The 26,245-nt window shown below is 39.8% G+C and carries 28 protein-coding genes and 1 other annotated feature; of the genes, 18 read left to right on the forward strand and 10 right to left on the reverse strand.

What is annotated here, in order from left to right; genetic code table 11:
* Positions 1-41: 41 nt before the first annotated feature.
* Positions 42-227: a YjzD family protein gene (locus ACF3OH_RS04845; protein ID WP_204588873.1), complete on the reverse strand. Its 186-nt coding sequence runs from the start codon at positions 225-227 to the stop codon at positions 42-44.
* A 173-nt stretch (positions 228-400) separates the two neighbouring features.
* Here ACF3OH_RS04845 and ACF3OH_RS04850 point away from each other — a divergent pair, with 173 nt between their 5' ends.
* The 7 genes from ACF3OH_RS04850 to ACF3OH_RS04880 all read left to right on the forward strand — a co-directional run bounded on the left by ACF3OH_RS04850 (position 401) and on the right by ACF3OH_RS04880 (position 8,704).
* A complete protein-coding gene (locus ACF3OH_RS04850) occupies positions 401-1,336 on the forward strand; it encodes a beta-ketoacyl-ACP synthase III (protein ID WP_392456045.1) in 936 nt (311 codons plus the stop codon).
* A gap of 19 nt (positions 1,337-1,355) precedes the next feature.
* Positions 1,356-2,588 carry a beta-ketoacyl-ACP synthase II gene (gene fabF, locus ACF3OH_RS04855; protein ID WP_204588875.1) on the forward strand — a complete coding sequence of 411 codons (1,233 nt, stop codon included), beginning with the start codon at positions 1,356-1,358 and terminating at the stop codon, positions 2,586-2,588.
* 370 nt (positions 2,589-2,958) lie between these two features.
* Entirely contained in the window at positions 2,959-3,978 is a 1,020-nt protein-coding gene (locus ACF3OH_RS04860) for an ABC transporter ATP-binding protein (RefSeq protein ID WP_204588876.1), read from the forward strand.
* Entirely contained in the window at positions 3,975-4,922 is a 948-nt protein-coding gene (locus ACF3OH_RS04865; RefSeq protein WP_204588877.1) for an ABC transporter ATP-binding protein, read from the forward strand. Before ACF3OH_RS04860 ends, ACF3OH_RS04865 begins: the two co-directional genes overlap by 4 nt.
* Before the next feature lie 2 nt (positions 4,923-4,924).
* Positions 4,925-5,887: an oligopeptide ABC transporter permease gene (gene opp4B / locus ACF3OH_RS04870; protein ID WP_204588878.1), complete on the forward strand. Its 963-nt coding sequence runs from the start codon at positions 4,925-4,927 to the stop codon at positions 5,885-5,887.
* 30 nt (positions 5,888-5,917) lie between these two features.
* Positions 5,918-6,826 (forward strand): ABC transporter permease, encoded by a 909-nt coding sequence (locus tag ACF3OH_RS04875; RefSeq protein ID WP_204588879.1) that lies wholly within the window; start codon positions 5,918-5,920, stop codon positions 6,824-6,826.
* A gap of 54 nt (positions 6,827-6,880) precedes the next feature.
* Positions 6,881-8,704, forward strand: a complete 1,824-nt coding sequence (locus tag ACF3OH_RS04880) for an oligopeptide ABC transporter substrate-binding protein (protein WP_204588880.1) — start codon at positions 6,881-6,883, stop codon at positions 8,702-8,704.
* 243 nt (positions 8,705-8,947) lie between these two features.
* Here the strand turns inward: ACF3OH_RS04880 and trpS are convergent, their stop codons facing one another.
* Positions 8,948-9,937 (reverse strand): tryptophan--tRNA ligase, encoded by a 990-nt coding sequence (trpS, locus tag ACF3OH_RS04885; RefSeq protein WP_204588881.1) that lies wholly within the window; start codon positions 9,935-9,937, stop codon positions 8,948-8,950.
* A 47-nt stretch (positions 9,938-9,984) separates the two neighbouring features.
* Positions 9,985-10,187: a binding site (T-box leader), on the reverse strand.
* 107 nt (positions 10,188-10,294) lie between these two features.
* On the opposite strand from trpS, the gene ACF3OH_RS04890 reads away from it, so the two are divergent.
* The 5 genes from ACF3OH_RS04890 to pepF all read left to right on the forward strand — a co-directional run bounded on the left by ACF3OH_RS04890 (position 10,295) and on the right by pepF (position 16,112).
* Positions 10,295-11,503: a putative glycoside hydrolase gene (locus tag ACF3OH_RS04890; RefSeq protein WP_392456049.1), complete on the forward strand. Its 1,209-nt coding sequence runs from the start codon at positions 10,295-10,297 to the stop codon at positions 11,501-11,503.
* Positions 11,504-11,911: 408 nt separating this feature from the next.
* Entirely contained in the window at positions 11,912-12,307 is a 396-nt protein-coding gene (gene spxA, locus ACF3OH_RS04895) for a transcriptional regulator SpxA (protein WP_133079788.1), read from the forward strand.
* Between the two features lie 143 nt (positions 12,308-12,450).
* Positions 12,451-13,083 carry an adaptor protein MecA gene (mecA, locus tag ACF3OH_RS04900; protein ID WP_392456051.1) on the forward strand — a complete coding sequence of 211 codons (633 nt, stop codon included), beginning with the start codon at positions 12,451-12,453 and terminating at the stop codon, positions 13,081-13,083.
* Between the two features lie 69 nt (positions 13,084-13,152).
* The gene (locus tag ACF3OH_RS04905) at positions 13,153-14,265 is read left to right on the forward strand and encodes a competence protein CoiA (protein ID WP_392456052.1); all 1,113 of its coding nucleotides are present in this window, start codon (positions 13,153-13,155) and stop codon (positions 14,263-14,265) included.
* A 35-nt stretch (positions 14,266-14,300) separates the two neighbouring features.
* Positions 14,301-16,112 (forward strand): oligoendopeptidase F, encoded by a 1,812-nt coding sequence (gene pepF / locus ACF3OH_RS04910; RefSeq protein WP_392456054.1) that lies wholly within the window; start codon positions 14,301-14,303, stop codon positions 16,110-16,112.
* A gap of 215 nt (positions 16,113-16,327) precedes the next feature.
* On the opposite strand, the gene ACF3OH_RS04915 is transcribed toward pepF, so the two are convergent.
* The 3 genes from ACF3OH_RS04915 to ACF3OH_RS04925 all read right to left on the reverse strand — a co-directional run bounded on the left by ACF3OH_RS04915 (position 16,328) and on the right by ACF3OH_RS04925 (position 18,149).
* Positions 16,328-17,140: a DsbA family protein gene (locus tag ACF3OH_RS04915; RefSeq protein ID WP_392456056.1), complete on the reverse strand. Its 813-nt coding sequence runs from the start codon at positions 17,138-17,140 to the stop codon at positions 16,328-16,330.
* Entirely contained in the window at positions 17,137-17,535 is a 399-nt protein-coding gene (locus ACF3OH_RS04920) for a globin (RefSeq protein ID WP_204588885.1), read from the reverse strand. The genes ACF3OH_RS04915 and ACF3OH_RS04920 overlap by 4 nt, the downstream gene beginning before the upstream one ends.
* Before the next feature lie 65 nt (positions 17,536-17,600).
* A complete protein-coding gene (locus ACF3OH_RS04925; RefSeq protein WP_204588886.1) occupies positions 17,601-18,149 on the reverse strand; it encodes a CYTH domain-containing protein in 549 nt (182 codons plus the stop codon).
* An 84-nt stretch (positions 18,150-18,233) separates the two neighbouring features.
* Between ACF3OH_RS04925 and ACF3OH_RS04930 the strand changes: the two genes are divergently transcribed.
* Genes ACF3OH_RS04930 through mgtE form a run of 5 tightly spaced genes read left to right on the forward strand, consistent with a single transcriptional unit; the run spans position 18,234 to position 22,372 of the window.
* On the forward strand, positions 18,234-18,614 hold the full coding sequence (locus ACF3OH_RS04930) for a hypothetical protein (RefSeq protein ID WP_392456058.1): 381 nt from the start codon (positions 18,234-18,236) through the stop codon (positions 18,612-18,614).
* A 15-nt stretch (positions 18,615-18,629) separates the two neighbouring features.
* Positions 18,630-19,301, forward strand: a complete 672-nt coding sequence (locus ACF3OH_RS04935) for a GTP pyrophosphokinase family protein (RefSeq protein ID WP_392456059.1) — start codon at positions 18,630-18,632, stop codon at positions 19,299-19,301.
* A complete protein-coding gene (locus tag ACF3OH_RS04940; RefSeq protein ID WP_204588889.1) occupies positions 19,298-20,104 on the forward strand; it encodes an NAD kinase in 807 nt (268 codons plus the stop codon). Before ACF3OH_RS04935 ends, ACF3OH_RS04940 begins: the two co-directional genes overlap by 4 nt.
* Positions 20,094-21,005: an RluA family pseudouridine synthase gene (locus ACF3OH_RS04945; RefSeq protein WP_392456061.1), complete on the forward strand. Its 912-nt coding sequence runs from the start codon at positions 20,094-20,096 to the stop codon at positions 21,003-21,005. The genes ACF3OH_RS04940 and ACF3OH_RS04945 overlap by 11 nt, the downstream gene beginning before the upstream one ends.
* Positions 21,002-22,372 (forward strand): magnesium transporter, encoded by a 1,371-nt coding sequence (mgtE, locus tag ACF3OH_RS04950; RefSeq protein ID WP_392456063.1) that lies wholly within the window; start codon positions 21,002-21,004, stop codon positions 22,370-22,372. Before ACF3OH_RS04945 ends, mgtE begins: the two co-directional genes overlap by 4 nt.
* 226 nt (positions 22,373-22,598) lie before the next feature.
* Here the strand turns inward: mgtE and ACF3OH_RS04955 are convergent, their stop codons facing one another.
* From ACF3OH_RS04955 to ACF3OH_RS04965, 3 genes are read right to left on the reverse strand one after another with little or no spacing between them, the layout of a single operon-like run.
* The gene (locus ACF3OH_RS04955; protein WP_204588892.1) at positions 22,599-23,030 is read right to left on the reverse strand and encodes a GNAT family N-acetyltransferase; all 432 of its coding nucleotides are present in this window, start codon (positions 23,028-23,030) and stop codon (positions 22,599-22,601) included.
* A 3-nt stretch (positions 23,031-23,033) separates the two neighbouring features.
* Complete coding sequence (locus tag ACF3OH_RS04960; protein WP_204588893.1) at positions 23,034-23,546, reverse strand: 2'-5' RNA ligase family protein; 513 nt, start codon at positions 23,544-23,546, stop codon at positions 23,034-23,036.
* A gap of 53 nt (positions 23,547-23,599) precedes the next feature.
* Positions 23,600-24,319, reverse strand: a complete 720-nt coding sequence (locus tag ACF3OH_RS04965; RefSeq protein ID WP_392456065.1) for an alpha/beta hydrolase — start codon at positions 24,317-24,319, stop codon at positions 23,600-23,602.
* 87 nt (positions 24,320-24,406) lie between these two features.
* On the opposite strand from ACF3OH_RS04965, the gene ACF3OH_RS04970 reads away from it, so the two are divergent.
* Positions 24,407-24,997 carry a phosphatidylglycerophosphatase A gene (locus tag ACF3OH_RS04970; RefSeq protein ID WP_392456066.1) on the forward strand — a complete coding sequence of 197 codons (591 nt, stop codon included), beginning with the start codon at positions 24,407-24,409 and terminating at the stop codon, positions 24,995-24,997.
* A 217-nt stretch (positions 24,998-25,214) separates the two neighbouring features.
* Here ACF3OH_RS04970 and ACF3OH_RS04975 read toward each other — a convergent pair whose 3' ends face one another.
* Together ACF3OH_RS04975 and ACF3OH_RS04980 are read right to left on the reverse strand one after the other, a co-directional pair.
* Complete coding sequence (locus ACF3OH_RS04975) at positions 25,215-25,904, reverse strand: thermonuclease family protein (RefSeq protein WP_392456067.1); 690 nt, start codon at positions 25,902-25,904, stop codon at positions 25,215-25,217.
* A 49-nt stretch (positions 25,905-25,953) separates the two neighbouring features.
* Positions 25,954-26,103, reverse strand: coding sequence for a hypothetical protein (locus ACF3OH_RS04980; RefSeq protein WP_204588897.1), 150 nt, complete (start codon positions 26,101-26,103; stop codon positions 25,954-25,956).
* Between the last annotated feature and the right edge of the window lie 142 nt (positions 26,104-26,245).

Here is a 26,245-nt window from a genome sequence, read left to right on the forward strand (position 1 = left end):
CAAGAGAAAATACTGTTTTTATTTTCTAACCACATCACCAATTAATGATGAGCATTTTTAGGCATCTTCGGAAGCAAAGCATCAATTAAAATGATAGCTACTGCCATGACAACACCCATAATAAGACCATTCGACAAAACGAAGTCTACATTAATTACAGCGCTTACTACATAATTTAACATTGTCACTAAAATTAGTGACCAAAAGAGAACTGTTACGTATTGCATAGTCGTCACCTCAGTCAATTTTCTTCTTGAATCATACCACAAATTATTTCCCGAATGTATGAAAAACCTAAAAAACATCCTAAACATCAGCAGAGTGTTGATAAATGTTCACGATTTCGATATGATTATGACCAGGTGCTAATAATAGATAGTAAAGAAAAGAGGATGACAAAATGGGTGTAGGCATATGGGGAATTGGATCCTACGTTCCAGAAAACCGAGTCACAAATGATGACTTGGCCGAACGAATGGAAACGTCAGACGAATGGATCAAATCACGGACAGGAATAGAGGCACGACATCTGGCAGATGAGTCACAAGATACTTCGGATATTGCATATGAAGCAGCACGGAAAGCATTACAGAACGCCCAAGTCGAAGCTACAGACATTGATTTAATTTTAGTGGCTACAGTAACTCCTGATCAGCCATTTCCTACGGTTGCAAACATGTTACAACACCGACTAGGTGCTACAAAGGCTGCTTCCATGGATGTGTCAGCTGCTTGTGCTGGATTTATGTATGCATTAATTACAGGTTCTCAGTTCATTCAAACAAATGTCTATAAACATGTTTTGATTGTAGGCGTTGAAAAGCTATCTAAGATTATAAATTGGGAAGATCGCACGACAGCAGTTCTGTTTGGAGATGGGGCTGGAGCGGTCGTCCTTGGGCCAGTTACAGAAGGGAACGGAGTTTTATCATTCGAACTTGGTTCGGATGGAAGTGGAGGCAAACATTTATCTCAACAAGGTGACCATATTCAAATGAACGGACGTGAAGTATTTAAATTTGCAGTTCGTCAAATGGGTGAGTCAGCAGTCAATGTGATTGAGAAAGCAGGACTCACAAAAGAGGATGTTGATTTCTTGATTCCACACCAAGCAAACATTCGTATTATGGAAGCTGCTCGAGAACGATTAGATTTACCGGAAGAGAAGATGTCCAAAACTATTCATTTGTATGGAAACACTTCTGCGGCTTCCATACCTCTATCGCTTGACTATGAACTAAAACAAGGCAAAATCAAAGATGGAGATGTCGTCGTCATGGTAGGTTTTGGTGGCGGTTTAACTTGGGGCGCCATTGCATTGCGTTGGGGAAAATAACTTGAAATGAGGGATTGAATTGGGTAGACGAGTAGTCATTACAGGAATAGGTGCCGTGACGCCTCTTGGAAATACAGCAGTTGAAACGTGGGAAGGGATTAAGGCTGGTAGATCTGGAGTCGGACCACTTACACGACTAGATGCAGATCAATTTCCTGCAAAAGTAGCTGCAGAGGTAAAAGGCTTCTCTATAGAAGACTTTATTGAAAAGAAAGAAGCTCGCAAGATGGACCGCTTCACACATTATGCACTTGCCGCTTCTATAGAAGCAATGAGAGATGCAAATTTGGAGCTAGATGAAAGTACTGGGCTACGAACAGGTGTCTGGATCGGCTCTGGAATCGGTGGGATGGAAACATATGAAAGTCAATTCCGGACGTTTTTAGACAAAGGTGTTCGACGTGTAAGTCCGTTTTTCGTACCGATGATGATCCCGGATATGGCTTCAGGTCAAGTGTCAATTTATTTTGGTGCAAAAGGAATCAATTCCTGTTCTGTGACAGCTTGTGCGTCTGGAACAAACTCTATAGGAGATGCGTTTAAAGTTATCCAGCGTGGAGATGCGGACATTATGATTACAGGTGGAGCAGAGGCACCTATCACCAATATGGCAGTGGCAGGATTCTGTGCAAATACCGCTCTGACTACGAATCCAGACCCTTCTACAGCTTCACGTCCATTTGATTCGAACCGTGACGGTTTTGTTATCGGAGAAGGTGCAGGAATAGTCATTTTAGAAGAATTAGAGCATGCACTTGCACGTGGAGCAAAGATTTATGCTGAAGTTGCTGGGTACGGCTCAACTGGAGATGCACATCACATTACAGCTCCAGCACCTGAAGGCGAGGGTGCCGCTAGAGCAATGAAACAAGCGATAAATGATGCGCAGGTGTCTCTTGATGAAGTAGGGTACATTAATGCACATGGTACAAGCACGCCTTACAATGACTTATTTGAAACACAAGCTATCAAATCTGTATTTGGTCACCATGCGCATAAGCTAGCAATAAGCTCTACAAAATCAATGACTGGTCATTTATTAGGTGCAGCAGGAGGGGTGGAAGCGATTTTTACGGCGTTAGCTCTCAAAGAAGGAATTCTTCCTCCTACAATAAATTTACAATCTCCAGATCCTGAATTAGATTTGGATTATATCCCAAATGAAGCACGTGAGAAAACAGTTTATGCAGCCATTTCAAATTCACTTGGATTTGGTGGTCACAATGCAAGTTTAGTTTTGAAAAAATATTAATTATATTGCGAAATAATAAAAGCTGCTGATAATTTATCAGCAGCTTTGTTTAATTCTACAATACTTTAGTGAGTTGTAGCGCTAAATCATTACACTATGCCATAAGGCGCATATGGAATGAATCATTACTCATTTCTTAAAAAAATTTTCCCAATATTGTATTTTGCGCAAACCCTTGTCTCTCTAAGGTTTACAAAGTTTTCTAAATAACTAGAATGCTCGAAATTATGAAATGAGCCAAAAAACTTATTGTCACTGTAATAATTCTGTAATAGAATTTACATCTAGGTGAACAATTAACTGAAAAATAGAAACTTTGAAATATCAACTTAGTAAAAACATCTTAGTGAAACTTGAGAGGAGCAGTAGGTTGAATAACGCATCAGAACTATTAACCATCTCAGATTTACATACGGGCTTCAGCATCAAGGATAAATATTACAACGCAGTGGATGGAGTTTCCCTAACACTTCGTAAAAATGAAATTCTTGCAATTGTAGGAGAGTCAGGATGTGGGAAAAGCACACTTGCCACTTCAATCATTGGACTACATAACTCCAACAAGACCCGTGTAATCGGTGAAATTAAATTTAAAGACTTAAACTTAGCCGCTCTTTCAGATGAAAAAATGAACAAAGTTCGTGGAAATGATATCGGCATGATTTTCCAAGATCCGCTTTCAGCATTGAATCCGTTAATGCGAATCGGGGATCAAATCGAAGAAAGCTTGATTTACCACACGGATTTAACGCAAGAACAACGCAAAGCACGCGTACTTGAATTGCTTGCACAAGTTGGAATTCCAAATCCTACTCGTACTGCTCGTCAATTCCCACACCAGTTGTCTGGTGGTATGCGTCAACGTGTTATTATCGCAATCGCAATCGCATGTAAGCCATCTATTATTATTGCGGATGAGCCTACAACTGCATTAGACGTAACGATACAAGCACAGATTCTAGATCTTTTGATTGAATTACAGAAAGAAACTGGCGCTGGTATTATCTTGATCACACATGACCTTGGTGTAGTAGCTGAAGTCGCTCACCGTGTAGCGGTTATGTATGCAGGTCAAGTAATTGAAGAAGCACCAGTAAATGAATTGTTCAATAATCCAAAGCATCCATATACACGTTCTTTATTAAACTCAATACCACAAGCGCACAGTACAGAAGATAGACTGCAAGTCATTCAAGGACTTGTCCCTTCTCTAATTAACTTACCGCGTGAAGGCTGTCGTTTTGCTCCACGTATCCCGTGGATTCCAGCCGAAGCACACGAAGCAGATCCAAAGCTTCATGAGATTGCACCAGGACACTTTGTGAGATGTACCTGCTGGCAACATTTTTACTTCCAGAGTGAAGAGGAAATGGGAGGTATCATCGAATGAGTTTCATGCAGATACAAGACCTTCGTGTACACTATCCGATTCGCGGAGGATTCTTTAACACCATTCAAGATCACGTTCTTGCTGTTGACGGCATTAACATGGAATTTGAACAAGGCAAGACATATGGTCTAGTAGGCGAATCGGGCTGTGGGAAATCCACAACTGGAAAGTCTATTATCGGATTAGAAAAAATTACTTCTGGAAAAATCATCTATGAAGGTAAAGATGTAACGAACTCTCGCAGACAACGTAATTCTGCCTACAATCGTGACATTCAAATGATTTTCCAAGATGCACATTCTAGCTTAAATCCACGTAAACGTGTATCAGAAATTTTAGCTGAACCAATTCGTAACTTCTTAAAATTATCGCCTGATGAGGAACGTCGTCGTATTAACGAACTACTTGCTATCGTCGGGATGCCTGAAGATGTGAAGTTGAAGTACCCACATGAATTCTCAGGTGGTCAGAAGCAACGTATCGGAATTGCCCGTGCAATTGCGACAAACCCTAAATTAATTATTGCAGATGAGCCAGTATCAGCACTTGACCTCTCTGTTCAAGCGCAAGTACTGAACTTCATGAAAGATATCCAACAAGAACTAGGTCTTACTTATTTGTTTATCTCTCACGATCTTGGTGTCGTTAAACATATGTGTGACGAAATCAACATCATGTATAAAGGTCGATTCGTAGAAACAGGAACTCGTGATGAAATATACGGGGACCCACAACACATCTATACGAAACGTTTATTATCTGCAATTCCAAACATTGATCCTTCTACACGCGATGAGCGTAAAATTGAGCGCCAACGTGTGGAAGCGAACTATCATACAGAAAACAAAAAATATTTCGATGAAAATGGTCGAGTATTTGATTTACGCCCAATCTCTGACACGCACCAAGTGGCGATGACAGCAGCAGAACAGGGGGGCAACTAACTATGTGGAAAACGGTAGTACGACGATTTCTCGTCATGATTCCTCAGTTGTTTGTACTAAGTTTATTAATCTTCATCATGGCAAAATTCATGCCTGGTGATCCCTTTACTGGTTTGATCACACCTGAAACAGATCCGGCTCGTGTTGAGCAACTGCGCCAAGCGGCTGGTTTTTATGATCCGTGGTACATCCAATATATTAATTGGATGGGGAATGCCTTCCAAGGAGACTTTGGGCGTTCTTATACGTTTAACCAACCAGTTTCAACACTGATTGGTGCACGAGCACTTAATACGTTCTGGTTATCGTTAGTGAGTGTTGGCCTATTGTATCTATTAGCTATTCCACTAGGGGTACTGGCGGGGCGCTATCAAGATACTATTCTTGATAAATCAATCGTATTCTACAGCTTTATCGTTTATGCGATTCCAACATTTGTACTCGGTTTAATCTCAGTATTCTTCTTCGGATACGAACTAGGTTGGTTCCCGACAAGTGGTACAGTTAGTATAGGTGCTGACCCTGGAACCTTTGGATATGTACTAAGTAAGATTTATCACTTACTGTTACCAGCGATGGTCTTCGCAGTATTAGGAACAACGGGTGTCATTCAGTATCTACGTACGGAAATCATTGACTCCAAAACAATGGATTATGTTCGCACTGCGCGAGCAAAAGGTATTCCAAATAATAAAGTTTATTCACGACACATCTTCCGTAACTCATTGTTACCAATCGCAGCATTCCTTGGATTTACAATAACAAACCTTTTAGGTGGATCGATCTTCATTGAAACGATTTTCGGTTACCAAGGAATGGGCCAATTGTTTGTACAGGCAATCAACGGTCGTGACTATAGTGTAATTACAACACTGGTATTGCTTTTCGGATTCTTAACATTATTGGGAAGTCTACTATCCGATATCATCATGAGTATTGTTGACCCACGTATCCGGATTGATTGACAAACATAATGGAAAAGGAGGATTCGAACGATGGCTGAAAAACAGACTATTGATGTAGAGAAAAAAACACCTGCAGCCGCGCCACCTACTGGATTTCAAGTAATCTGGCGTGAGTTTTCTAAAGATAAACTAGCAATGACATCATTGATTTTCTTAATTGTTTTGATTACTACAATTTATATTTGGTCATTTATGATTGATCAAACGCAGTTGATGCGAATCAGTTTACGAGATCAAATGGCACCACCAGGTAGTGACTTTTGGCTAGGCGCAGATAAAGGAGGCCGAGATATATTAGGCCAACTCATTATTGGAGCGCGTAATTCGATTACAATTGCCATCTCAGTAACTTTGATTACTGGTATTGTTGGTATAGCAATTGGTTTAATCACAGGGTATTTCGGTGGATGGATTGATAACATCTTCATGCGAATCATTGATTTCTTCATTACGATTCCATCATTGATGATCATTATTGTATTCATTTCTATCGTTCCAAAATATACAGTAGTAACTTTCGTTCTAATCATGAGTGTCTTCTTGTGGGTAGGAACTGCACGTCTCGTACGTAGTAAAGCTTTAACAGAAAGTCGCCGCGATTATATCAACGCCTCTAAAACAATGGGAACAAGTGACTCTGTCATTATTTTTAAAGAAATGATGCCGAACTTATCGTCCATTCTAATTGTTGAAATGACGTTAAACTTTGCTGGAAATGTTGGTCTTGAGACAGGATTATCGTATCTAGGATTTGGGTTGCCACCATCAACACCATCTCTTGGGACGCTCGTTGCGTATGCTAATGATCCATTTATTTTAGAAAATGCATGGTGGAACTGGTTGCCAGCTTCATTATTAATTTTATTACTAATGTTGGCAATTAACTATGTTGGACAGGCAATACGCCGTTCGGCAGATGCGCGTCAGCGCTTAGGGTGATATTAAACGTACATCGTTTGATATAAAAAGAGAGTATAAAAAGGAGGAAAACGAATGAATAAGAAGCTTTTAGCTATACTTGCGTTGCTAGTTGCATTCATGTTGTTCTTAGCAGCATGTAACAACGAAGAAGAAGCAACTCCAAGCGAAGAGCCAGGTACTTCTGAAGAAGGTACTGAAGAAGGCACTGAAGAGGGCGCAGAATCTACTGAAGATTTATTCCCAACTGTACTTGAAAACGAAGGTGACGCAATTGAAGGTGGAACTTTAAAGGTTGCATTAGTAAATGATTCACCATTCCAAGGAATCTTCTCTTATACATTATATGAAGATGCATATGATGCAGATATTCTTTCTTGGTCAAGTAACTCACTTTTCAAAACTGATGGTGACTTCTTATTGACAAACGATGGAATTGCTTCTATCGAAGTTGATGGAGACAACAACAAAGCAACAATCACAATCAATCAAGATACATTATGGTCTGATGGCGAGCCGTTAAAAGCTGAAGACATCGTGCAACCATACTTGATCATCGGTCACCCAGATTATGCTGGTGTACGTTACGATGCTGATTTCCAAAACATCGTAGGTGCTGTTGAGTACAATGCTGGTGAAGCTGATACAATCTCTGGTATTACAATCGTTGACGAGAAAACTGTAGAAATTCAATTCAACAAAGTATCTCCAGCTATCTACTCAGGTGGAGATGGTCTTTGGACATACGCAGAGCCAAGCCACATCGTTGGTGATATTCCTGTAGCAGAGCTTTTAGAGTCTGAAGCAGTTCGCGTAAACCCAGTTACACTTGGTGCATTCAAATTTGATCGCATCGTACCTGGTGAGTCTGTATCATTCGTCCGTAACGAAAATTACTGGGCTGGCGAAGCGAAGTTAGATGGCGTTGTCATCCAAACTGTACCATCAGCATCTGCTGCAAAAGCAATGGAGACTGGTGAGTATGACTTAGCTATGTCATTCCCAACAAGTGCTTATGAAAATGTAAAAGACCTTGAAAACATTACTCTTCTTGGTCGTGAAGAACTTTACTACTCGTACCTTGGTTTCAAGCTTGGGAAATTCAACTACGATACAAACTTAGTTGAAACTGATATTGAAGGTTCAAAAATGGGTGACATAGAGCTTCGTAAAGCTATGGGTTACGCATTAGATATCGAACAAGTATCTGAAGTATTCTACTTCGGTCTTCGTGAGCGTGCGAATTCTCTAATTCCACCAGTATTTGCTTCATTCCACGATCCATCACTTGAAGGATACGTGTATGACCCAGAAATGGCGAACCAAATTCTTGATGACGCTGGTTACGAAGACGTAGACGGCGACGGACTACGTGAAGATCCAAACGGTGAAAAACTTGAAATCATGTTAGCAGCTATGTCTGGTGACGAGACTCAAGAACAAGTAATCAACTACTACCTACAAAACTGGCAAGAAGTTGGTCTTGATGTGCAACTTGCAACTGGTCGTCTAATCGAGTTCAACACATTCTACGACAAAGTACAAGCTGACGATCCAGAAATCGATATCTTCATGGGTGCATGGGGTACTGGTACAAACCCATCTCCATCAGGATTATATTCTGAAACTGCAGTTTACAACTTCAGCCGTTATACGTCTGAAGAGCTAGAAGGCTTACTACAAGCTATCGACTCTGTAGAAGCTCTTGATGCTGATTTCCGTGCAAGTAAATTCCGTGAGTGGCAAGAATACATGCATGAAGTTTCTGCTGTAATCCCAATGCAGTTCCGATATGAGTTACTTCCAATTAACGATCGCGTTAAAAACTATGACTTCAGCTATGAAACAGATTTCGATTTAATCGACATCGAACTTACTGCTGATGCTCCAGTGAAATAATTCACGCCAAGACCCTTTACAGATTCTTCTGTAAAGGGTCTTTTTTTCATATAGTGAAAGGAAAGGGGAATACTATGTGGTTTTTTCTGTTTTGTAGTTGTTATTTCATAGCGGTATTTCTTCTTGCACAGCTTCTTCTAATGACAAATTACATAACGATAGGATTAAAAAAACAGCTTGTTCTCGAAATGATTTTTTTATCACTTGAGTTCAAGCTGCTTATCGGTTGTCTTCTATTTATACTTATACTCTCATTCGCCCTAAGCCCATCGCATTCTCCATCTCCCGAAGAGTAGCGATAGCAATACGATTAGCCTTTTCAGCACCTTTATCTAAAATTTCATCAAGTTCAGTTGACTCAATAAGTGCGTGGTAGCGCTCTTGAATCGGTGCAAGATGATCTATGACTACTTTCGCAACACCTGCTTTAAATTCTCCGTACTGGCTGTCTTGATACTTTTCTACGACCTGGTCAATTGATGTACCAGAGAGAGATGCCTCAATTGCTAGTAAGTTTGACACTCCTGGTTTGTTTTCTACGTCATAATATACTTTGCCTTCAGAATCTGTTACAGCACTCTTAATCTTTTTCTCAATTTGCTTAGGTGTATCCAGTAACCGCATAGTAGCTTTCTGATTTTCATCCGATTTACTCATCTTCCGAGTGGGTTCTTGTAGTGATTTAATTCGTGCACCATGTTTAGGTAACTGAATTTCAGGTAATTTTAGCACTTTTTTATACCGTTTATTGAATCTCTCTGCAAGATCCCGTGTCAACTCGATGTGTTGTTTTTGGTCATCACCAACGGGAACTATATCTGTCTTATACAATAAGATATCTGCTGCCATCAGTGGTGGGTATGTTAACAAAGATGCAGAGACAGCTTCTTTACCTGCTGACTTGTCTTTAAATTGTGTCATGCGTTCAAGTTCACCGATGCTTGAGATGCATTGCATGATCCAACCAGCTTGCGCGTGCGCTGGTACCTCTGATTGAATAAATAAAGTCACTTTGTCTGGGTCAAGTCCAACAGCCAAATAAAGGGCAGCTAGTGAGCGTATATTGTCTCTTAATTCTTTAGGATCTTGTTGTACGGTTATGGCATGTTGGTCAACGACGCAAAAGATACAGTCATATTCATTTTGCAAGTCAATAAACTGTCGGAATGCGCCGATGTAATTCCCTAATGTTACAGTTCCGGTTGGTTGTACTCCTGAAAAAATTCGTTTCATACTGATTCGCTCCTTTTTTTCCATAAATAAAAGCACCATTCTCCCTAAATAGGGACGAATGATGCTTAAATCCGCGGTACCACCCAAATTACCATAGAGATTCTATGGTCGCTTTGTCACTGCTAACGGGGTGAACCGGATTATACATCAGCTCTGAAGCCCATTCGTTTAGTCTAAACAGCTGCTCACACCACCCACAGCCTCTCTGAAGTTTAGGATCTAAAGTACTCTTCTTCATCATCGCATAGTTATTTGACAAAAGTATAGCTTACTTCGAACAGTCATGCAATGTCTATATTCAGTCTTTTCACATAGTGAAACAATTGGTACACTCAACGTAGAAAGGAAGATGTATACATGAGATCGTATCGAATGATAGCTCTTGCCACCAGTGTTCTATTAACAACTAGTCTTTTAGCACCGTCATCCGCGTTTGCTGAGGATGAAAGAGAACCTTTCACGGGAAAACAATTTACATATTCAACGATTGATGAAGAAGTTTTAGAAGCTTCTGCCTTATTTCGATTTTCATCAGGTTTAACTTTTGACTATCCTGACGCTGTCCGAGGAATTTATGTCACAGGACACTCAGCAGGTGGAGACCGCTTTTCACGTCTTGTTGACCTACTCGATTCAACTGACCTAAATGCGATGGTAATTGATGTCAAAGATGATTTTGGCAATTTAACGTACATACCAGAAGAAGATAGCCCGCTCGCTGCCTACGACATTGGTAAACCGTTTGTAAAGGATATGAGAGGCGTTCTTGAAATTATGGAAGAGAAGCAAATCTATCCGATTGCACGAGTAGTAGTATTCAAAGATACGGAACTTGCAGAACGTAAACCGGAATGGTCATTCCAAGAAGGATCTTCTGTCTGGAAGAATCGCCGTGGGGAAGCGTTTGTAAACCCATTCTTACAAGAAGTATGGGATTATAATGTGGAAATAGCGATTGAAGCTGCTGAGATGGGGTATAAAGAAATTCAATTTGATTATGTTCGTTTTCCAGAGGGGTTTGAGAATCGTTGGGAAAGTTTGAACTATTCTCAAGGAGATTATGCTACATCTGGTTTAGATGACGTTCAGAGCAGGGTACAAGCAGTAACCGACTTTGTTGCATATGCACGGGAGAAACTGAAGCCTTATGATGTAGAAGTTTCAGTAGATATATTTGGTTATTCTGCAACATTACCGGAAGCACCTGGAATCGGTCAAAATTTCTCTAAAATCTCCGATAACGTGGATGTTATTTCATCTATGATTTATCCAAGCCACTGGACATCGTATTTTGGTATTGCGAAACCAGATTTAGAGCCTTACCGTTTAGTGCAAGAGTATGCGAAAGTTGAAAATGCAAAACTTGCGGAATTAGAAAATCCTCCGACTTCAAGGCCGTGGATCCAAGATTTCACCGCTTCGTATTTAGGTGCAGGGAATTATAAAGTGTATGGCAAACAGGAAGTGGAAGATCAAATTCGTGCATTGAACGAGGCAGGAATTGATGAATTTCTATTATGGAACGCAGGTAACTCGTATACACCTAATGTAGATTACACTCCATAGTAATGCGAAAAGAGTAAACAAATGCCAGTAGTGCTCTAGACTATCTAGAGTAACTGCTGGTTTTTCAAATTTATCAATCAATTATTTTATATTTTATGCAACCTTTTGTGTTAGTTATGCGTACTACTATATATAGAACAGCAATTTTCAATGGGCCAGCTCTAAATGAGAATGATTTTTTCTATTTAGTAAGACGAATTATGTTTATAATTAGCTTATGCTGGGTAAACTAGTACTACACCTTGTAACTATGTATAGTCACAATTAGTACATAAAATTATTTTAAATTTAGGGTTTAAAATCAAAGAAAATTGATGTATACTAAAACTACAAGTTGTTATTTAGAGTTATTCTAATTTAAAGAATGTAACACACTTATAAATTTCTGAAAGGGCGTGTAATCAGATGATGGTGACCCTCTACACTTCTCCAAGCTGTACGTCTTGCCGCAAAGCAAAGGCATGGTTGGAGGAACATGAAATTCCGTATACAGAGCGCAATATTTTCTCCGAACCTTTAACGATAGCTGAGATTAAGGAGATTCTTCGAATGACTGAGGATGGAACAGACGAAATTATTTCGACACGTTCGAAAATCTTCCAAAAATTAAATGTTGATTTGGACAGTTTACCACTTCAACGCCTTTATGAGTTGATCAAAGATCATCCTGGACTTTTACGTCGTCCAATTATTATCGATGAGAAACGCTTACAGGTTGGCTATAATGAAGATGAAATCAGACGATTTTTACCACGCAAAGTGCGTGCTTATCAGTTGCTAGAAGCACAGCGCATGGTAAACTAATCAAAGATGGAAGGAGTTGATTGCTAGTCGATCAACTCCTTCTTTGTACCTTTTTCATCAAGCGGAACACTTTCAATTCAAAGCTATTCGTCATACAATAGAAATAAGCAGGACGCGGTTGAACCAGAGAGGAGATGTGTAGAATGAATTACGAACGTATTAATGACACTACTTTGAAAATTTACATTTCATACATCGACATTGAAGAACGTGGATTCAACCCAGATGAGATTTGGTTTAGCAGAGAGAAAAGTGAACAACTTTTCTGGGAAATGATGGATGAAGTTGAAGAAATCAATCCTTTTGATTTTGAAGGTCCATTATGGATTCAAGTACATGCTGTAGATAAAGGTATTGAAGTCGTCGTTACAAAACCAGATATTGCACAAGACGGTAAACCGGCAGATTATCCAGCACCCCTTGCAAAATTGATGGGTGAGTCAGAAAACCTATTTGATCAGGATTTACTTTCTGATGAAGAGCTTTATGATAAGGGACAATCCGTACTCTATCGATTCGCAGAATTTGATGATCTACTCCCACTAACAAGACGCTTACAAGATGAACTATTGTCTTCAAAGTTATTTTTCTATGAAGGGTACTACTATTTGGCATTAACTTTCAATGAAGATGATGTGGATGAATACAAATTAAATCTTGAAAGCATTGTAGTCGAATATGCTTCAGTTGCATCTGTAACAATTCATGTTCTAGAAGAATATGCTAAAACGATTTTAGAAGAAGACGTATTCAAGCAACTATCCAAACACTTTTAACCTCCTTTTTAGGAGGTTTTTTCTTTTGGATGTGCTATAGTGTGAGCAGTACATGAAAGGAGAGGATTTATGTTTACTGCAATCACTTCAGAAGGCTCAATTATATGCCTTTATGAAATGTCGCAACAAGCTATTCATCAGCTACCAAGGAGAGAGTATTATTGCCCCGAGTGTGAGCAGCGCCTAACATTAAAAAGAGGATCGGTAAAAGTCGCACACTTTGCACATGATGTATCATGCACGAACAGTGCTGCTTCACAACGTGAAACTCAAAATCACCTCACAGGTAAGTCCCTTATTTATTCTGCATTACGCACCCATTTTCATGACGTCCACCTTGAATTCTACATCCCTACAATTGTTCAACGAGCAGATGTCTGTCTACAATCTCCAATCCCCATGATCTTTGAATTCCAGTGTAGTAAAATCTCAGCTGAACAATTACAATTGCGCACAGCAGGGTATCTTTCGCTTGGCTATCAGTGCCGATGGATTTTACACGCAGATTTTCTTCCCAAAAACCTCACAGATTTATCCTACGTTAAACTCTCAAAATTTCTTCAAGCCGGCATTTTTACACACATGAATGGAAGTAAATCGATAACGTTTCTTTGTGTAAAAACCGCCACACTTCATCAACTAATTTTGTATGAATTCTATACAGGAGACTATGCTGTTTGTGAACGGATAGAACTCCAAGGGAATTCCCCGCTTTCTTATATTAGTCAACCAAAGGTGATACAACCAAAACCTCAAAAAGTACTCTATTTGTTAAAAAAGAATTATGAAAAGATGAGAAGGGAGGCATTCTTATTTTCGTTTTCAAAAGATAAACGTTTTCATTTCTTGATCACCAAATGGAGAAAAACAGAAGCAACTTTCCCTACTTATATTGGTCTCCCATGTATGCTTCCTCATTCACTTGGACCAGATATCTACTGGCAGTTTGCGTATGTCAATTTCTTAGTGACATGTAGAGAGGGAACAGCTGATGATTTTTTATTTAGTTTATCTGATCACACGTTGCACACGACAAGGAATCTTCAATTAATAGAAACCTATTCATCCTTTCTAAAAGCAAATCATTTGCCACACCGGCCATTTTCTAAATCATCCAGTAAAACCTGCTATATTTCGCAATGGTATAGTTTTCAGATAGTTGCAAAACGTTCAAAAGATTGAGAAAATAGGAAAGTATGCTAAGGAGGGAACAGCAAATGTCAGAATCAAACGTTTTACTTAGAAAAGATGTCCCTGTTGAAAAAACATGGAAACTTGAAGATATTTTTGCAACAAACGAAGAGTGGGAAGCCGAATATAAAGCAGTATCTACTTTGGCTGAAAAAGCTACGTCTTTCCAAGGGACGCTTAGTGATGGAGCAGATAAACTATTCGATGCACTTACGTATCGAGACGAGTTATCTATGCGCTTACGCATCCTCTACACATACGCGCACATGCGTCATGATGAGGACACAGCAAACAACTCATCACAGGCTATGGAGAGCCGTATTAAATCGCTATATGTAAAAGTATCGACAGCACTCTCTTATTTTGTTCCTGAGCTTCTTGAATTGTCCGATGAAAAAGTGGCGCAGTATTTGCAAGAACACGAAGAGTTGCAGCTATACAAACAGCTACTTGATGAAATTGCAAAGCAACGTCCACATGTTTTATCGAAAGAACAAGAAGAGCTAGTTTCAAAATTTGCAGAAGTTAGTGCTGCCTCGGCAGATACTTTTGGGAAGCTAAACAATGCAGACCTCGAATTCCCAGTGGTCAAAGATGAAAACGGTAAAGAAGTTCAACTGACACATGGTCGCTACATGCGCTTTTTAGAAAGTAAAGATCAACGAGTGCGTGAAGAGGCGTTTAAAGCGATGTATGCCACTTATGGCCAGTTCAAAAATACATTTGCTTCAATCCTTTCAGGCAACATTAAAGGCGATAACGTTCAAGCGTCTATTCGAAATTATAAAAATGCTCGCGCTGCTGCTATGGCAAGTAATCATATTCCAGAGACTGTTTATGACAATTTAGTATCGACAATCAATGACAATGTGCATTTGTTGCACCGCTATGTAAAACTTCGCAAGCAAGTAATGGGGTTAGACGAGTTGCATATGTATGACCTGTTTGCACCTCTTGTAAAAGAAGTTGAAATGGAGTACAGCTATGAAGAAGCCGCACAAACGATGGTAGAGAGTTTTGCGCCACTTGGTGAGGACTATGTGTCTATCGTCAAACAAGGTCTTAAAGATCGCTGGGTGGACGTAGAAGAGACAAAAGGAAAGCGGTCTGGTGCATACTCATCAGGTGCATATGGGACGAACCCTTACATTTTGATGAACTGGCAAAATAACGTGAATAACCTGTTCACACTTGCGCATGAGTTTGGGCATAGCATGCATTCCTATTACTCACGTCAAGAGCAACCTTATGCATATGGAGATTATTCTATCTTTGTGGCAGAAGTGGCTTCTACAACTAATGAAGCACTATTGAATGATTACTTATTAAAGACAATAGATGATCCGAAGAAAAAGATTTACTTGTTGAACCACTGGTTGGAAGGATTCCGTGGGACAATCTTCCGTCAAACGATGTTTGCTGAATTCGAGCACCTTATCCATGAGTTGGATCAACAGGGCGTTCCGTTAACAGCGGAGAAACTGACAGAAGAGTATTATGCCCTTAACAAGAAATATTTTGGAGACGATATGGTGGTAGATGAAGAAATCGGCTTAGAATGGGCTAGAATTCCTCATTTCTACTACAACTATTATGTTTACCAGTACGCGACAGGCCTTAGTGCTGCAACTGCACTGAGCAAGCAAATTCTTGAAGAAGGCCAACCCGCAGTCGATCGTTATATCAATAACTTCTTAAAAGCTGGATCATCAGATTATCCAATTGAAGTATTAAAAGCTGCTGGAGTAGATATGACTAGTTCAAAAGCTGTTGAAGATGCATGTAAAGTATTTGAAGAAAAATTAAGTGAGCTTGAAAAATTGCTTGCAAATCAGTAAAAAAGAGACCCTTTCTACAAGAAAGGGTTTTCATTTTGACGATATTGTGAAATACCCTTCACATCGATTGAAATGTACGGACAACCATGATAAATTAAGGATGTGAAATAATTCACATAAAACATACACCCCTTTGTTTAACGTGAACATTTCTCCCATCCCCTTTGTAAGTAGAAAAAGACCTTGTCAACGGTAGGTTGAACAAGGTCTTTTTCCTATTTTAATGATTTCCACTTCGTAATACCTCCAACTACTACACGATCGACTTCACGTTGAAGATATTTCTTTTTCATCTCATATTCTACTTGTTTCTCATGCATATTGTAATATATAGCAATCTCTTTAGAAGATAGCGATATAAATTGGTCTAATAAGTTTTCTACTTCTGGAGGATCTTGTTTGGTAATAGAATCTCCTACAAGTTCCGATAAGATGTGCTCATAAATTTCATAGGAATAAGTGCCGGAAATTTTAATGCCTTCGTCTTCGATGTTTTCATTAAAGACAACAATGGATGGAAATTGATCGATTTCCATTTCACAAGAGATGGAAAGATCACTTTGAAACGATTTTGCACATTCAGTAGACCGAATATCTTGTAAAAATTCTTTTACATCAATTGCAGAGTCTTGTGCAATTCCTTTTAGCGTAGTTAGCGAATTTACATTTTGTCTGTATACAAAATAAGCTTCTTGTAAGTTCGATAAAAATCGGTTAGCTACACGTTTTCCCTGAAATTCTGCAGCTTTTACAGCAATGCTTGGAAGAACAGGATGTTCAATTTCCATGATTGGCTGGTCAGATTGGATAGGGGCCGTGCAAACATTTCCTGAATTCAGCTTCAATAGATTGGTGCTTAAAATCACACGAAGACTAAAATAATGACCATAATCAATTTGTAAACGTTTGAGCGTCAATTGAAAACGCCAGGAATCTGGGCACAAAGGATCGAGAAATGCATAAATTTCAAGCGGGCGTTGCATACAACTTGTAGCAGTCTGCTCGAAATTTGGCTGAGATTTTGTCACAGCACATCCTCCTTATCACTTGGTGTATTGACCATATGATGTGCAGTCAAAACGAGTCTCTTATAATATTGGTCACGAAAAGGTCCTTCAAGGCCGACATCATCCATTGCTCTCTCCATACACAGTAGCCATGCTTCAGCACGTTCAGGTGTAATCGGGAATGGATTGTGGCGCATACGCATCATAGGGTGTCCATGCTCGTTTGTATATAAATCTGGGCCACCAAGGTATTGGGTCATAAATTGTTTTTGTTTTCTTGCCGTCTCAGTCAGATCATCTGGAAAAATGGGTTTCAATAATGGATGTTGACCGACATATCCATAAAAAACATCAATCAGTTGAGACAATTTTTCAGCCCCAATTTGGTCATAGGGAAGTATCGGTTTGTTGGTCATTGGTGAAACTCCTTTTATTAGTACTGTCTGTCTATTCTACCAACCTAGTACTGTTTTCTCAAACATTAGACCCTAGTCATAGCTTCTTTCATGCGAACTAGCTTCTTTTTTGCAGGTCGATAAGGAATAGAATGTTCTTGTAAAAACGCATGAAATTCACGCTCTCCGTCTTGAATGACAGGCACTTCAAATTCAAGCTCATAATCGTGTGTATGTAGAAATTTGGAAAAGTCGACCATGATGACGCCACTCTTATAAGGCATTTCATGGCGCAGTGTCTCCATAGATCCGATTGATTGTAACGGTTCTGAAAATTGTTCGTGAAGATACGATAAGTCTCCTGTCTGCTTAAATTCTTCGTATTGCTTTTTAGATAGGGACCAGTTCTGTTCGAGTGTTTCGAGTTCAGTAGTTGGCGTTTTTACAGTTACTTCATACTGACCATTTTTTGTCCGGATACGGAGGCCCTTTTTTTGCTTTGAAAAGCTGCCGGTTGTTGTGTCCAAATAGTCATTGAATTGAGTGTAAGATGTGAACGAATAAGAGCTAAGTAAATGCGTATACTCCTGTTCCGTCAGCATCGTTTTAAATTCAATTTCGTTATGCATTTCCATTTGATCACCTCTTACAACCATTATACCGCTAGTTTCATAGAGTATGCTAAAATAAGCCTATAGTAAGCAGAAAGGGTGTTTGAATTGGAAACACTAAACGTATTAGCAGTTATGCATGAACAATCTAAATGGACAGTAACTACCGATTATTTAACTGCGAGCCATTCAGCAAGTGGGCGCATGATAACAGATACAGATCGTATGAGTTTTGTATACTTATTAGAAGCAGGGGACGAATACTGCTATTTGCACTTCGACCATAAAGACTGGGGAGCGCTAAGTTTAGTCAGCAAAGAACCCGCTCCTGTTTTTGTAACCAATGGAGAGTTTACAATAGAGCTCACTCACTTTTTTGAAGAGCTGACATCTCTCTTGTATTCAATTGAAGGAAATGAAAATTATGGTCATCGCTTTGTAGAGGAAGTTGAAAAGACATTTCAACAATTTTACGCACAACAAAACTAGAGGGGGGTGTGACGCGTGGGACAATGGGAGCAATTTCTAGACCCTTATAAACAAGCGGTTAATGAATTGAAGGTAAAATTAAAAGGAATACGCGCACATTATACGGTACATAATGCCACCTCACCAATCGAATTTGTGACAGGTCGCTTGAAACCGCTCGCAAGTATATATGACAAAACATTAGAAAAGCGCATCCCGTTTGTTCCGTCCGAGCAACTTGCGGCTGAGATCCCAGACATTGCAGGTGTTCGGTTAATGTGTCAATTCGTAGATGACATTGAACATGTTGTAGAATTGATTTGTAAACGACATGACATGCGAGTCGTAGAAGAACGGGATTATATTTCAAACAAAAAGCAAAGTGGGTACAGATCCTATCACCTGATTGTTGAATATCCTGTTCAAACAATGCATGGAGAACAAAAGATACTTGCAGAGATTCAAATTCGAACTCTTGCTATGAACTTTTGGGCATCTATAGAGCATTCATTAAACTACAAATACAAAGGGGACTTCCCTGAAAATATAAAAAGTCGTCTTCAATCGGCAGCAGAAGCGGCATTTCGATTAGATGAAGAAATGTCCTTGATACGAAATGAAATTCAAGAGGCGCAAGTTTACTTTACAGAATACAAAGAACAGTCCACGCTAGGCTGGAAAGAGCGGAAGAGGGAGGAGTCAGAATGAAGTTTGCCATACAGTCAAGAGGCGACGCTTTGTCAAACGAACTACGTGACACGGCCATGCGCTACTTGAAAAGCTTTGAACTAGAGTATGATGAAAATCAACCAGATATCGTGTTATCCATTGGTGGAGATGGTACATTGCTTCACGCTTTCCATAAATACCGCTCTAGCTCATCACAAGTCGCCTTCGTTGGGCTTCACACAGGACATCTTGGCTTTTATGCAGATTGGAAGCCTACAGAAATTGAAAAGCTGGTTATCAGTATCGCAAAAGAAGAATTTAAATTTATCGAATACCCCCTTCTTGAAGTGACGGTCGACTACCAGTCCAGTGAAGACCCTGCCACGTATTTGGCATTAAACGAGTCCACTGTGAAATCACCAGATGTGACGCTAGTGATGGATGTGTTTTTAAACGAAATGCACTTTGAGACATTCCGCGGAGATGGTCTTTGTATGTCCACACCATCCGGTTCTACTGCATACAATAAAGCTTTAGGGGGAGCCATTGTGCATCCCTCTTTAGAAGCGATTCAGTTATCGGAAATTGCTTCGATTAACAACCGAGTGTTCCGTACAGTCGGCTCACCGCTCGTCTTGCCAAAACACCATACATGCACACTTAAACCAGTGAAAGCCGTTGATTTCATGGTGACTGTTGACCATCTTCAATTGCTTCATAAAGACGTATCTTCTATCAGTTACCGTGTGGCAGACGAGAAAGTACGTTTCGCCCGTTTCCGTCCTTTCCCGTTTTGGAAGAGAGTCCACGATTCCTTTATCGATGCGGATCATGAAGACTAATTTTAGCTATCAGTTCCTCCACGCAGGCGAAGATACCTACTTGCGGGAAGTAATAAAAATGCACGGCATTTCAAAACGTGCTTTGACTGCCATCAAATATAGTGGAGGAAAGCTAGTAGTGAATGGCGAAGAGAAAACAGTGCGAACAATCATCCGTGATGGTGATCAAATTGAAGTCATTTTCCCTGAAGAAGAGCTGAGCGACGGACTCATTCCGGTACAAAAAGAGCTTACCATTCTTTACGAGGATGATCACATTTTGATTGTAAACAAGCCATCCGGTTTACCCGCCATTCCTTCAAAAGATCATCCAAACGATTCACTGGCGAATCGTATTGCGGGGTATAACAAACAACAAAATTACAAAACTACAGTCCATATGGTCACTCGTCTAGATAAAGATACGACGGGTCTTGTGCTAATCGCCAAGCATCGTCATGCCCATCATCTGTTGAGTGAGGCAATGCAGCGTGGAGCTATTCAAAAACGCTATCGCGCAGTAGTGGAAGGAATTCCTATTCCACTTTCAGGAGAGATTACGGCTAAGATTGGGCGAGAAGATCACTCCATCATTAAGCGCTGTATTTCAGATGATGGAAAAACAGCACGTACAAGCTATGATTTCATTCGTACATTTCGAGTTGAAACTCAAGATTATGCGTATGTAGAACTCTATTTGTGGACCGGGAGAACGCACCAGATTCGCGTTCATATGGCCCATATTGGATGTCCTCTAGCTGGTGATGATTTGTATGGAGGGTCCCTACGGCTCATTCCGCGCCATGCTCTTCATGCTCACTCACTATCGTTTACACATCCAATAACGAGAACTGATTTCGTCATCGAATGTCCTCTGCCCGATGACTTTACCCACATACTCGAAAGGGGACATGTGTTATGAATGAAGAAACAAAAGAACAAGTGCTAGAACTTCAACAACAACGGCTACTCGATTACTTACAAAACGATCAGATTGATTTATTTCGCGATGAATTTATGGATTTGCACCCCTATGACCAATCTGTATTTTTTGATAAAGTCGATCCAGAAATTCGCAAACAAATTCTTCATTTTCTATCACCAGAAGAAGTAGCAGAAATTTTCGAGGCCAACAATTTTGATGATGACGACTATCAAGAGTTGCTTGAAGAGATGGAACCTTCCTATGCTGCTGACATGCTGTCTCACATGTATGCCGATAATGCCGTTGACGTGTTAAATGAACTGGATAAAGAGCAAGTTGTAAGCTATTTAAGTATGATGGATGCGGAATCCGCACAAGAAATTAAAGATTTACTCCACTACGATGAATATACGGCCGGTTCTATCATGACAACAGAATACGTTGCGATTCCTGAATCGTCTACCGTCCGATCGGCCATGACAATCTTACGAAGAGAAGCTCCAGACGCTGAGACGATTTATTACTTGTTCGTCGTGAATGATGACCATTTTTTAACGGGAGTTATTTCGCTACGTGATTTGATTATTTCAGATGAAGATACGTTAATCAAAGACATTGCCAACGAACGAGTTGTAAGTGTGCCGGTCACAGAAGACCAAGAAGAAGTCGCGCGAATGATGAAAGACTATGACTTCCTTGCACTACCAGTCGTCGATCATCGTGGTTATTTATTAGGAATTATCACAGTCGATGATATCATTGATGTTTTAGATGAAGAAGCATCGGATGACTACTCGAAGTTAGCGGCTGTTTCAGATATGGACACGTTTGATAAAAATCCATTACAAGCTGCCAAAAAACGCTTACCTTGGCTTATAATTCTTTTGTTTTTAGGGATGTTTACTGCAAATATTATCGGTATGTTTGAAGCGACTTTAGATCAAGTTGCACTGCTTGCCGTTTTTATTCCATTAATTGCTGGAATGGCTGGTAATAGTGGGACACAAGCTCTGGCCGTTGCGGTTCGAGGTATTGCGACAGGTGATATTGAAGAACAATCAAAATTAAAGTTGTTATTCCGGGAAGCGGGGACTGGCTTGATTACGGGTGTAATCAGTGGAATTGTTGTCGTGTTGTTAGTGTATTTCTGGAAAGGGGATATTTTGATTGGGCTACTTGTAGGAGCAGCAATCTCATCTTCAATCTTAGTTGCTACAATCGCAGGCTCTTTTATTCCGCTGTTGATTCACCGCATGAAGATTGACCCAGCCGTTGCCTCTGGTCCATTCATTACAACAATCAATGATATTATTAGTATTTTAATATATTTGGGTCTAGCAACGACATTTATTTCAGGACTATAAAAAAGGCACATCCACAACAGAGTGGAGTGCCTTCTTATTGAAGACTGTGACCTGTCCTGAGCGGTCGTTCTTCTACCGAAAACATACTTTCTTCTACCGAAACTGAGATTTATTCTACCCAAATCCATATTTGTTCTACCGAAGTTATATTATGGAAACTATTTTCAAATTTAGCACACAAAAAAGTAGGCGCTCACTCGAAATAACCGAGGAGTACCTACTTTTTTTAATCGATTTCTTTTATCATCGTTTTGTGGGGAATACCGGCATCCATAAATTCTGGAGATGAAATGGTATAGTGGCGTTTTTCATAGAAAGGAATCGCAGAAGTCTGAGAGTTCAACTTTAACTGACGGCACCCTTGCAATTTCGCTTCTTTTTCAATTTCATCCATTAGCGAATTCCCGATATGTTTCCCGCGATAGTCTGGCAATACGCATATGCGTTCAACTTTCGCGATAGCATCTGGTAATAAACGAAATCTACCTGCACCTATAGGGCGCAATTCATCATAAGCCACAAAATGAACAGCACTGTCTTCGAACTCATCTACTTCTAAATCCGGCGGAACAGCTTGCTCTTCGATAAAAACTGTTCTACGCACAGAAAGTGCATCTTCATAGTGTTTTTTTGACTGAACTTTGTGAGCAACAATCATGAATTATTCTCCACTTAAGCGGAAAGTTTCGTGAACCGTCCAAGAACCATCATCCAATTGATACAACAAATGAATTCGATCAATGACTTCTTCAAACTTTGCACCAATCATTTTAAGTTGTGGATAGATGTCGTCATGTTCACTAGACGTCATTTTTTGAGCAATTGTAATATGAGGCACAAAAGCATATTGCTCAGAATCTTGGTAGTCCACTTCCGTTAATTTCTTATGCAACGATACTAATTCTTCCGTTGGTTCCACTTTGAAATAGATGGCGTTGGTTACAGGAGCGAAAGAGCTGATACCCGTAGTATTTAATTTAAATGGTTTTTGAGAAGCAGCCACCTTAGCCACTTTAGCTGCAATTGTTTTAATTTCTTGATCATCTGCTTCAAATACGCCTTTTAAAGTCATATGCGGTGTGATCAACGCATAATGTGGGTCATATCGCTTTCGATATGAATTCGCAAAATCTTGAACTGCTTTTGATGGAAATGCAACGATACCGAATTTCATAGTCGATCCCTCCATATCTTATGGTTCTTTTATTAGTATACCAAATAATTTGTCTATTTCGTATAATTCATCAAGATTGCCCGATTCATATCTTTTTGCCATGTCTTCCATGTATGTCCACCAGATTGTTCTTCATAACGATAGGTGAATCCTTTGTCTTCAAATAGTGTTGATAATTCGCGGTTGTCTTCTAAAAAGTTCTTTTCGACACCATCACCTGTAGCAACAGCTGTTTCATCAAGACCGATTACATGATCAATGCTGAAATGAGTCGCCGAAGTATTTTTCACAGTTTTTAAAACAGCATCGTTTACATAAGGAGAGTGCAGAATTACTTTTCCGAATGTATGGGGATATGAACATGCCGTCATTAAGGAGACCGTTGCTGCTAATGAATCACCAATTAATCCTCTACCCATGCCAATTTGATAGGTTGGAAACTGTTCATCCAAATAAGGTACAAGCTCCTGTGCCAGAAATCTCATGTAAGCTTTGTTTTGATCACCATTTGGATGGTATTTCGACCGTCGATCTTTTACGTTTTCATAAGGAACGCCTACAACAATCAAGTTTTCAATTTCTTCTTCATGCAATAATTCATCGACTACACGAGAAATACGGCCTAGCTGAAAGTAATCTTTCCCGTCTGAAGCTATCAATAGTGAATATTTATATAAAGGTGAATAAGTGGCTGGAAGATAGACTAGTAGCGACACTTCTTGTTGGAGTGCTTCGCTATATAGTGATCTTTCTTCGATTTTTCCTCTTTCCATCGTCTCACTCCATTCGTACGTTGTATTCAAATTGTATCAAATCCTCACAAAATAGTATAATGGATGAACAACTAGGAGGTTAGAATTATGGATTCAAATTCACAACGCACACGTGTCCATTCCGACACGGTCTACCAAGCAACGAAAGAAGCATTAAATCGTCGAGGCGTGACAATTGAGGATATTGCGAAAATCGTCTATGAAATGCAACTCCCATATAATGATGGACTTACTATGGAACACTGCGAAGAATCGGTCAAATCGGTTTTAAAAAACCGTGAAATGCAACATGCCATTTTAGTAGGGATTGAATTGGACGAACTAGCGGAAAAGAAAATGTTGTCTGAACCGCTACAATCAATCGTCGAAAGCGATGAAGGGTTGTTTGGAGTAGATGAAACGATTGCTCTAGGTTCTGTCTTCACATACGGAAGTATCGCTGTAACGACTTTCGGCCATTTGGATAAAAATAAAATTGGAATCATCTCTCAGCTTGATACAAAAGCAGGGGAGCAAGTTCACACATTTTTAGACGATTTAGCAGCAGGTGTAGCAGCAAGCGCGGCTTCTCGAATTGCACATAGAACGCGTGATCTTGAGGAACAAAATGAGACGTTCCGTGATATCACACCAGAAGAGACAGCGCCAGAATCAAAAATTGATGGGGCTACAACTTAGATTTAGATGTGGAGCCGACTGTTCAGAAATAGTGCAAGATGACAGCGTGGCCCGTGAAGCGCTCTTTGCTTCATGGGTTACGATGGCTTCTTGCGGGATTTCTAGGAGGCGCAACTCGATTTCTTTTAGATGTGGAGAACGCCACTCTATAGTAAACCTAGATAAAAGGAGTTTCTCAAAATTCGAGAAACTCCTTTTTTGGATGTAATCCGCTAGTTTATTGTTGAGATTTTCGGAAACCAGCATCTCGGGCTTCTTGCTCAGAACAAAACCATTCTTCAGGATTCGTCTGTGAATAAAATCGTCCATCAGGCACATGATAGATTTTTTCACCTTGACGATTAATGTTTCCTTTAATCATGCATTCTGAACCTTGCTGGTCATAACTTGCTGCATCAAAACCACGATCCGTTACATAATAATCGTACTCCCAAATACCAATGCCTTGTTCTCTAGCTTCTTGTTGCACTGCTTCAAGTGCATCTAAGTGTCGAGTGCTTGGCGGGTAGACATAGGCTACACGTGCTAGTCCGGCAGCAATTAAGGCATCTTGTACGCGCTCGCCATCTGCATACACATAGGCGAGCAGCCGCCCATAATCATCGTATTGATTCCCAATATCTAGCTCTATAGTCAGCTCTTTTCCCTCTAAGAGTTCCGCATTGAGCAACTTTGCTTCTTCACCAAAAGGCTGTTTTCCCAATCGAGGATGATTGGTTTCAGGGGTATCCACTAACAAATAACGTACCGTTTCTTCTTTACCATTCCATATAATGCGAATCGTATCTCCATCGACGACCTCTACCAGTTCCGCTGAGGATTGTTCGACTGGCTCATCAAAAAATGTGCACCCACTAACAAATAGGGTCACTAAGAGCAAAAAGCCATATTTCCAAATTAGTTTCATAGTTATCACCTGCTCAAGAATACCATACGATTAAAACAAAAAGACACCCTTAGGAGTGTCTTTGTAAATCATCTGATTCGTCTAGTTGCGAAAAGTAGATAAATTGCTCTTCTTCAAGTTCTAACATGCGATCTTTATTTAGTCCAAGTGAAATAGGACCTGTAAATACTTCTTCCCACCAGTTTCTCGTTTCGTTCATCGTATTTCCTCCTATTCATACATCTATTTTATATCTTGTTATTGGTATATGTAGTTGTCTGAAAATTACCCCTAAAAGTTACAAATTAAACGCTGAATGCTTAAAAATAAGTCCAAAGACTTAGGAGTGAATGTTGATTCAT

It is taken from the genome of Chryseomicrobium aureum (assembly GCF_043182735.1).
In the GTDB taxonomy this organism is placed as follows: Bacteria; Bacillota; Bacilli; order Bacillales_A; family Planococcaceae; genus Chryseomicrobium; species Chryseomicrobium aureum.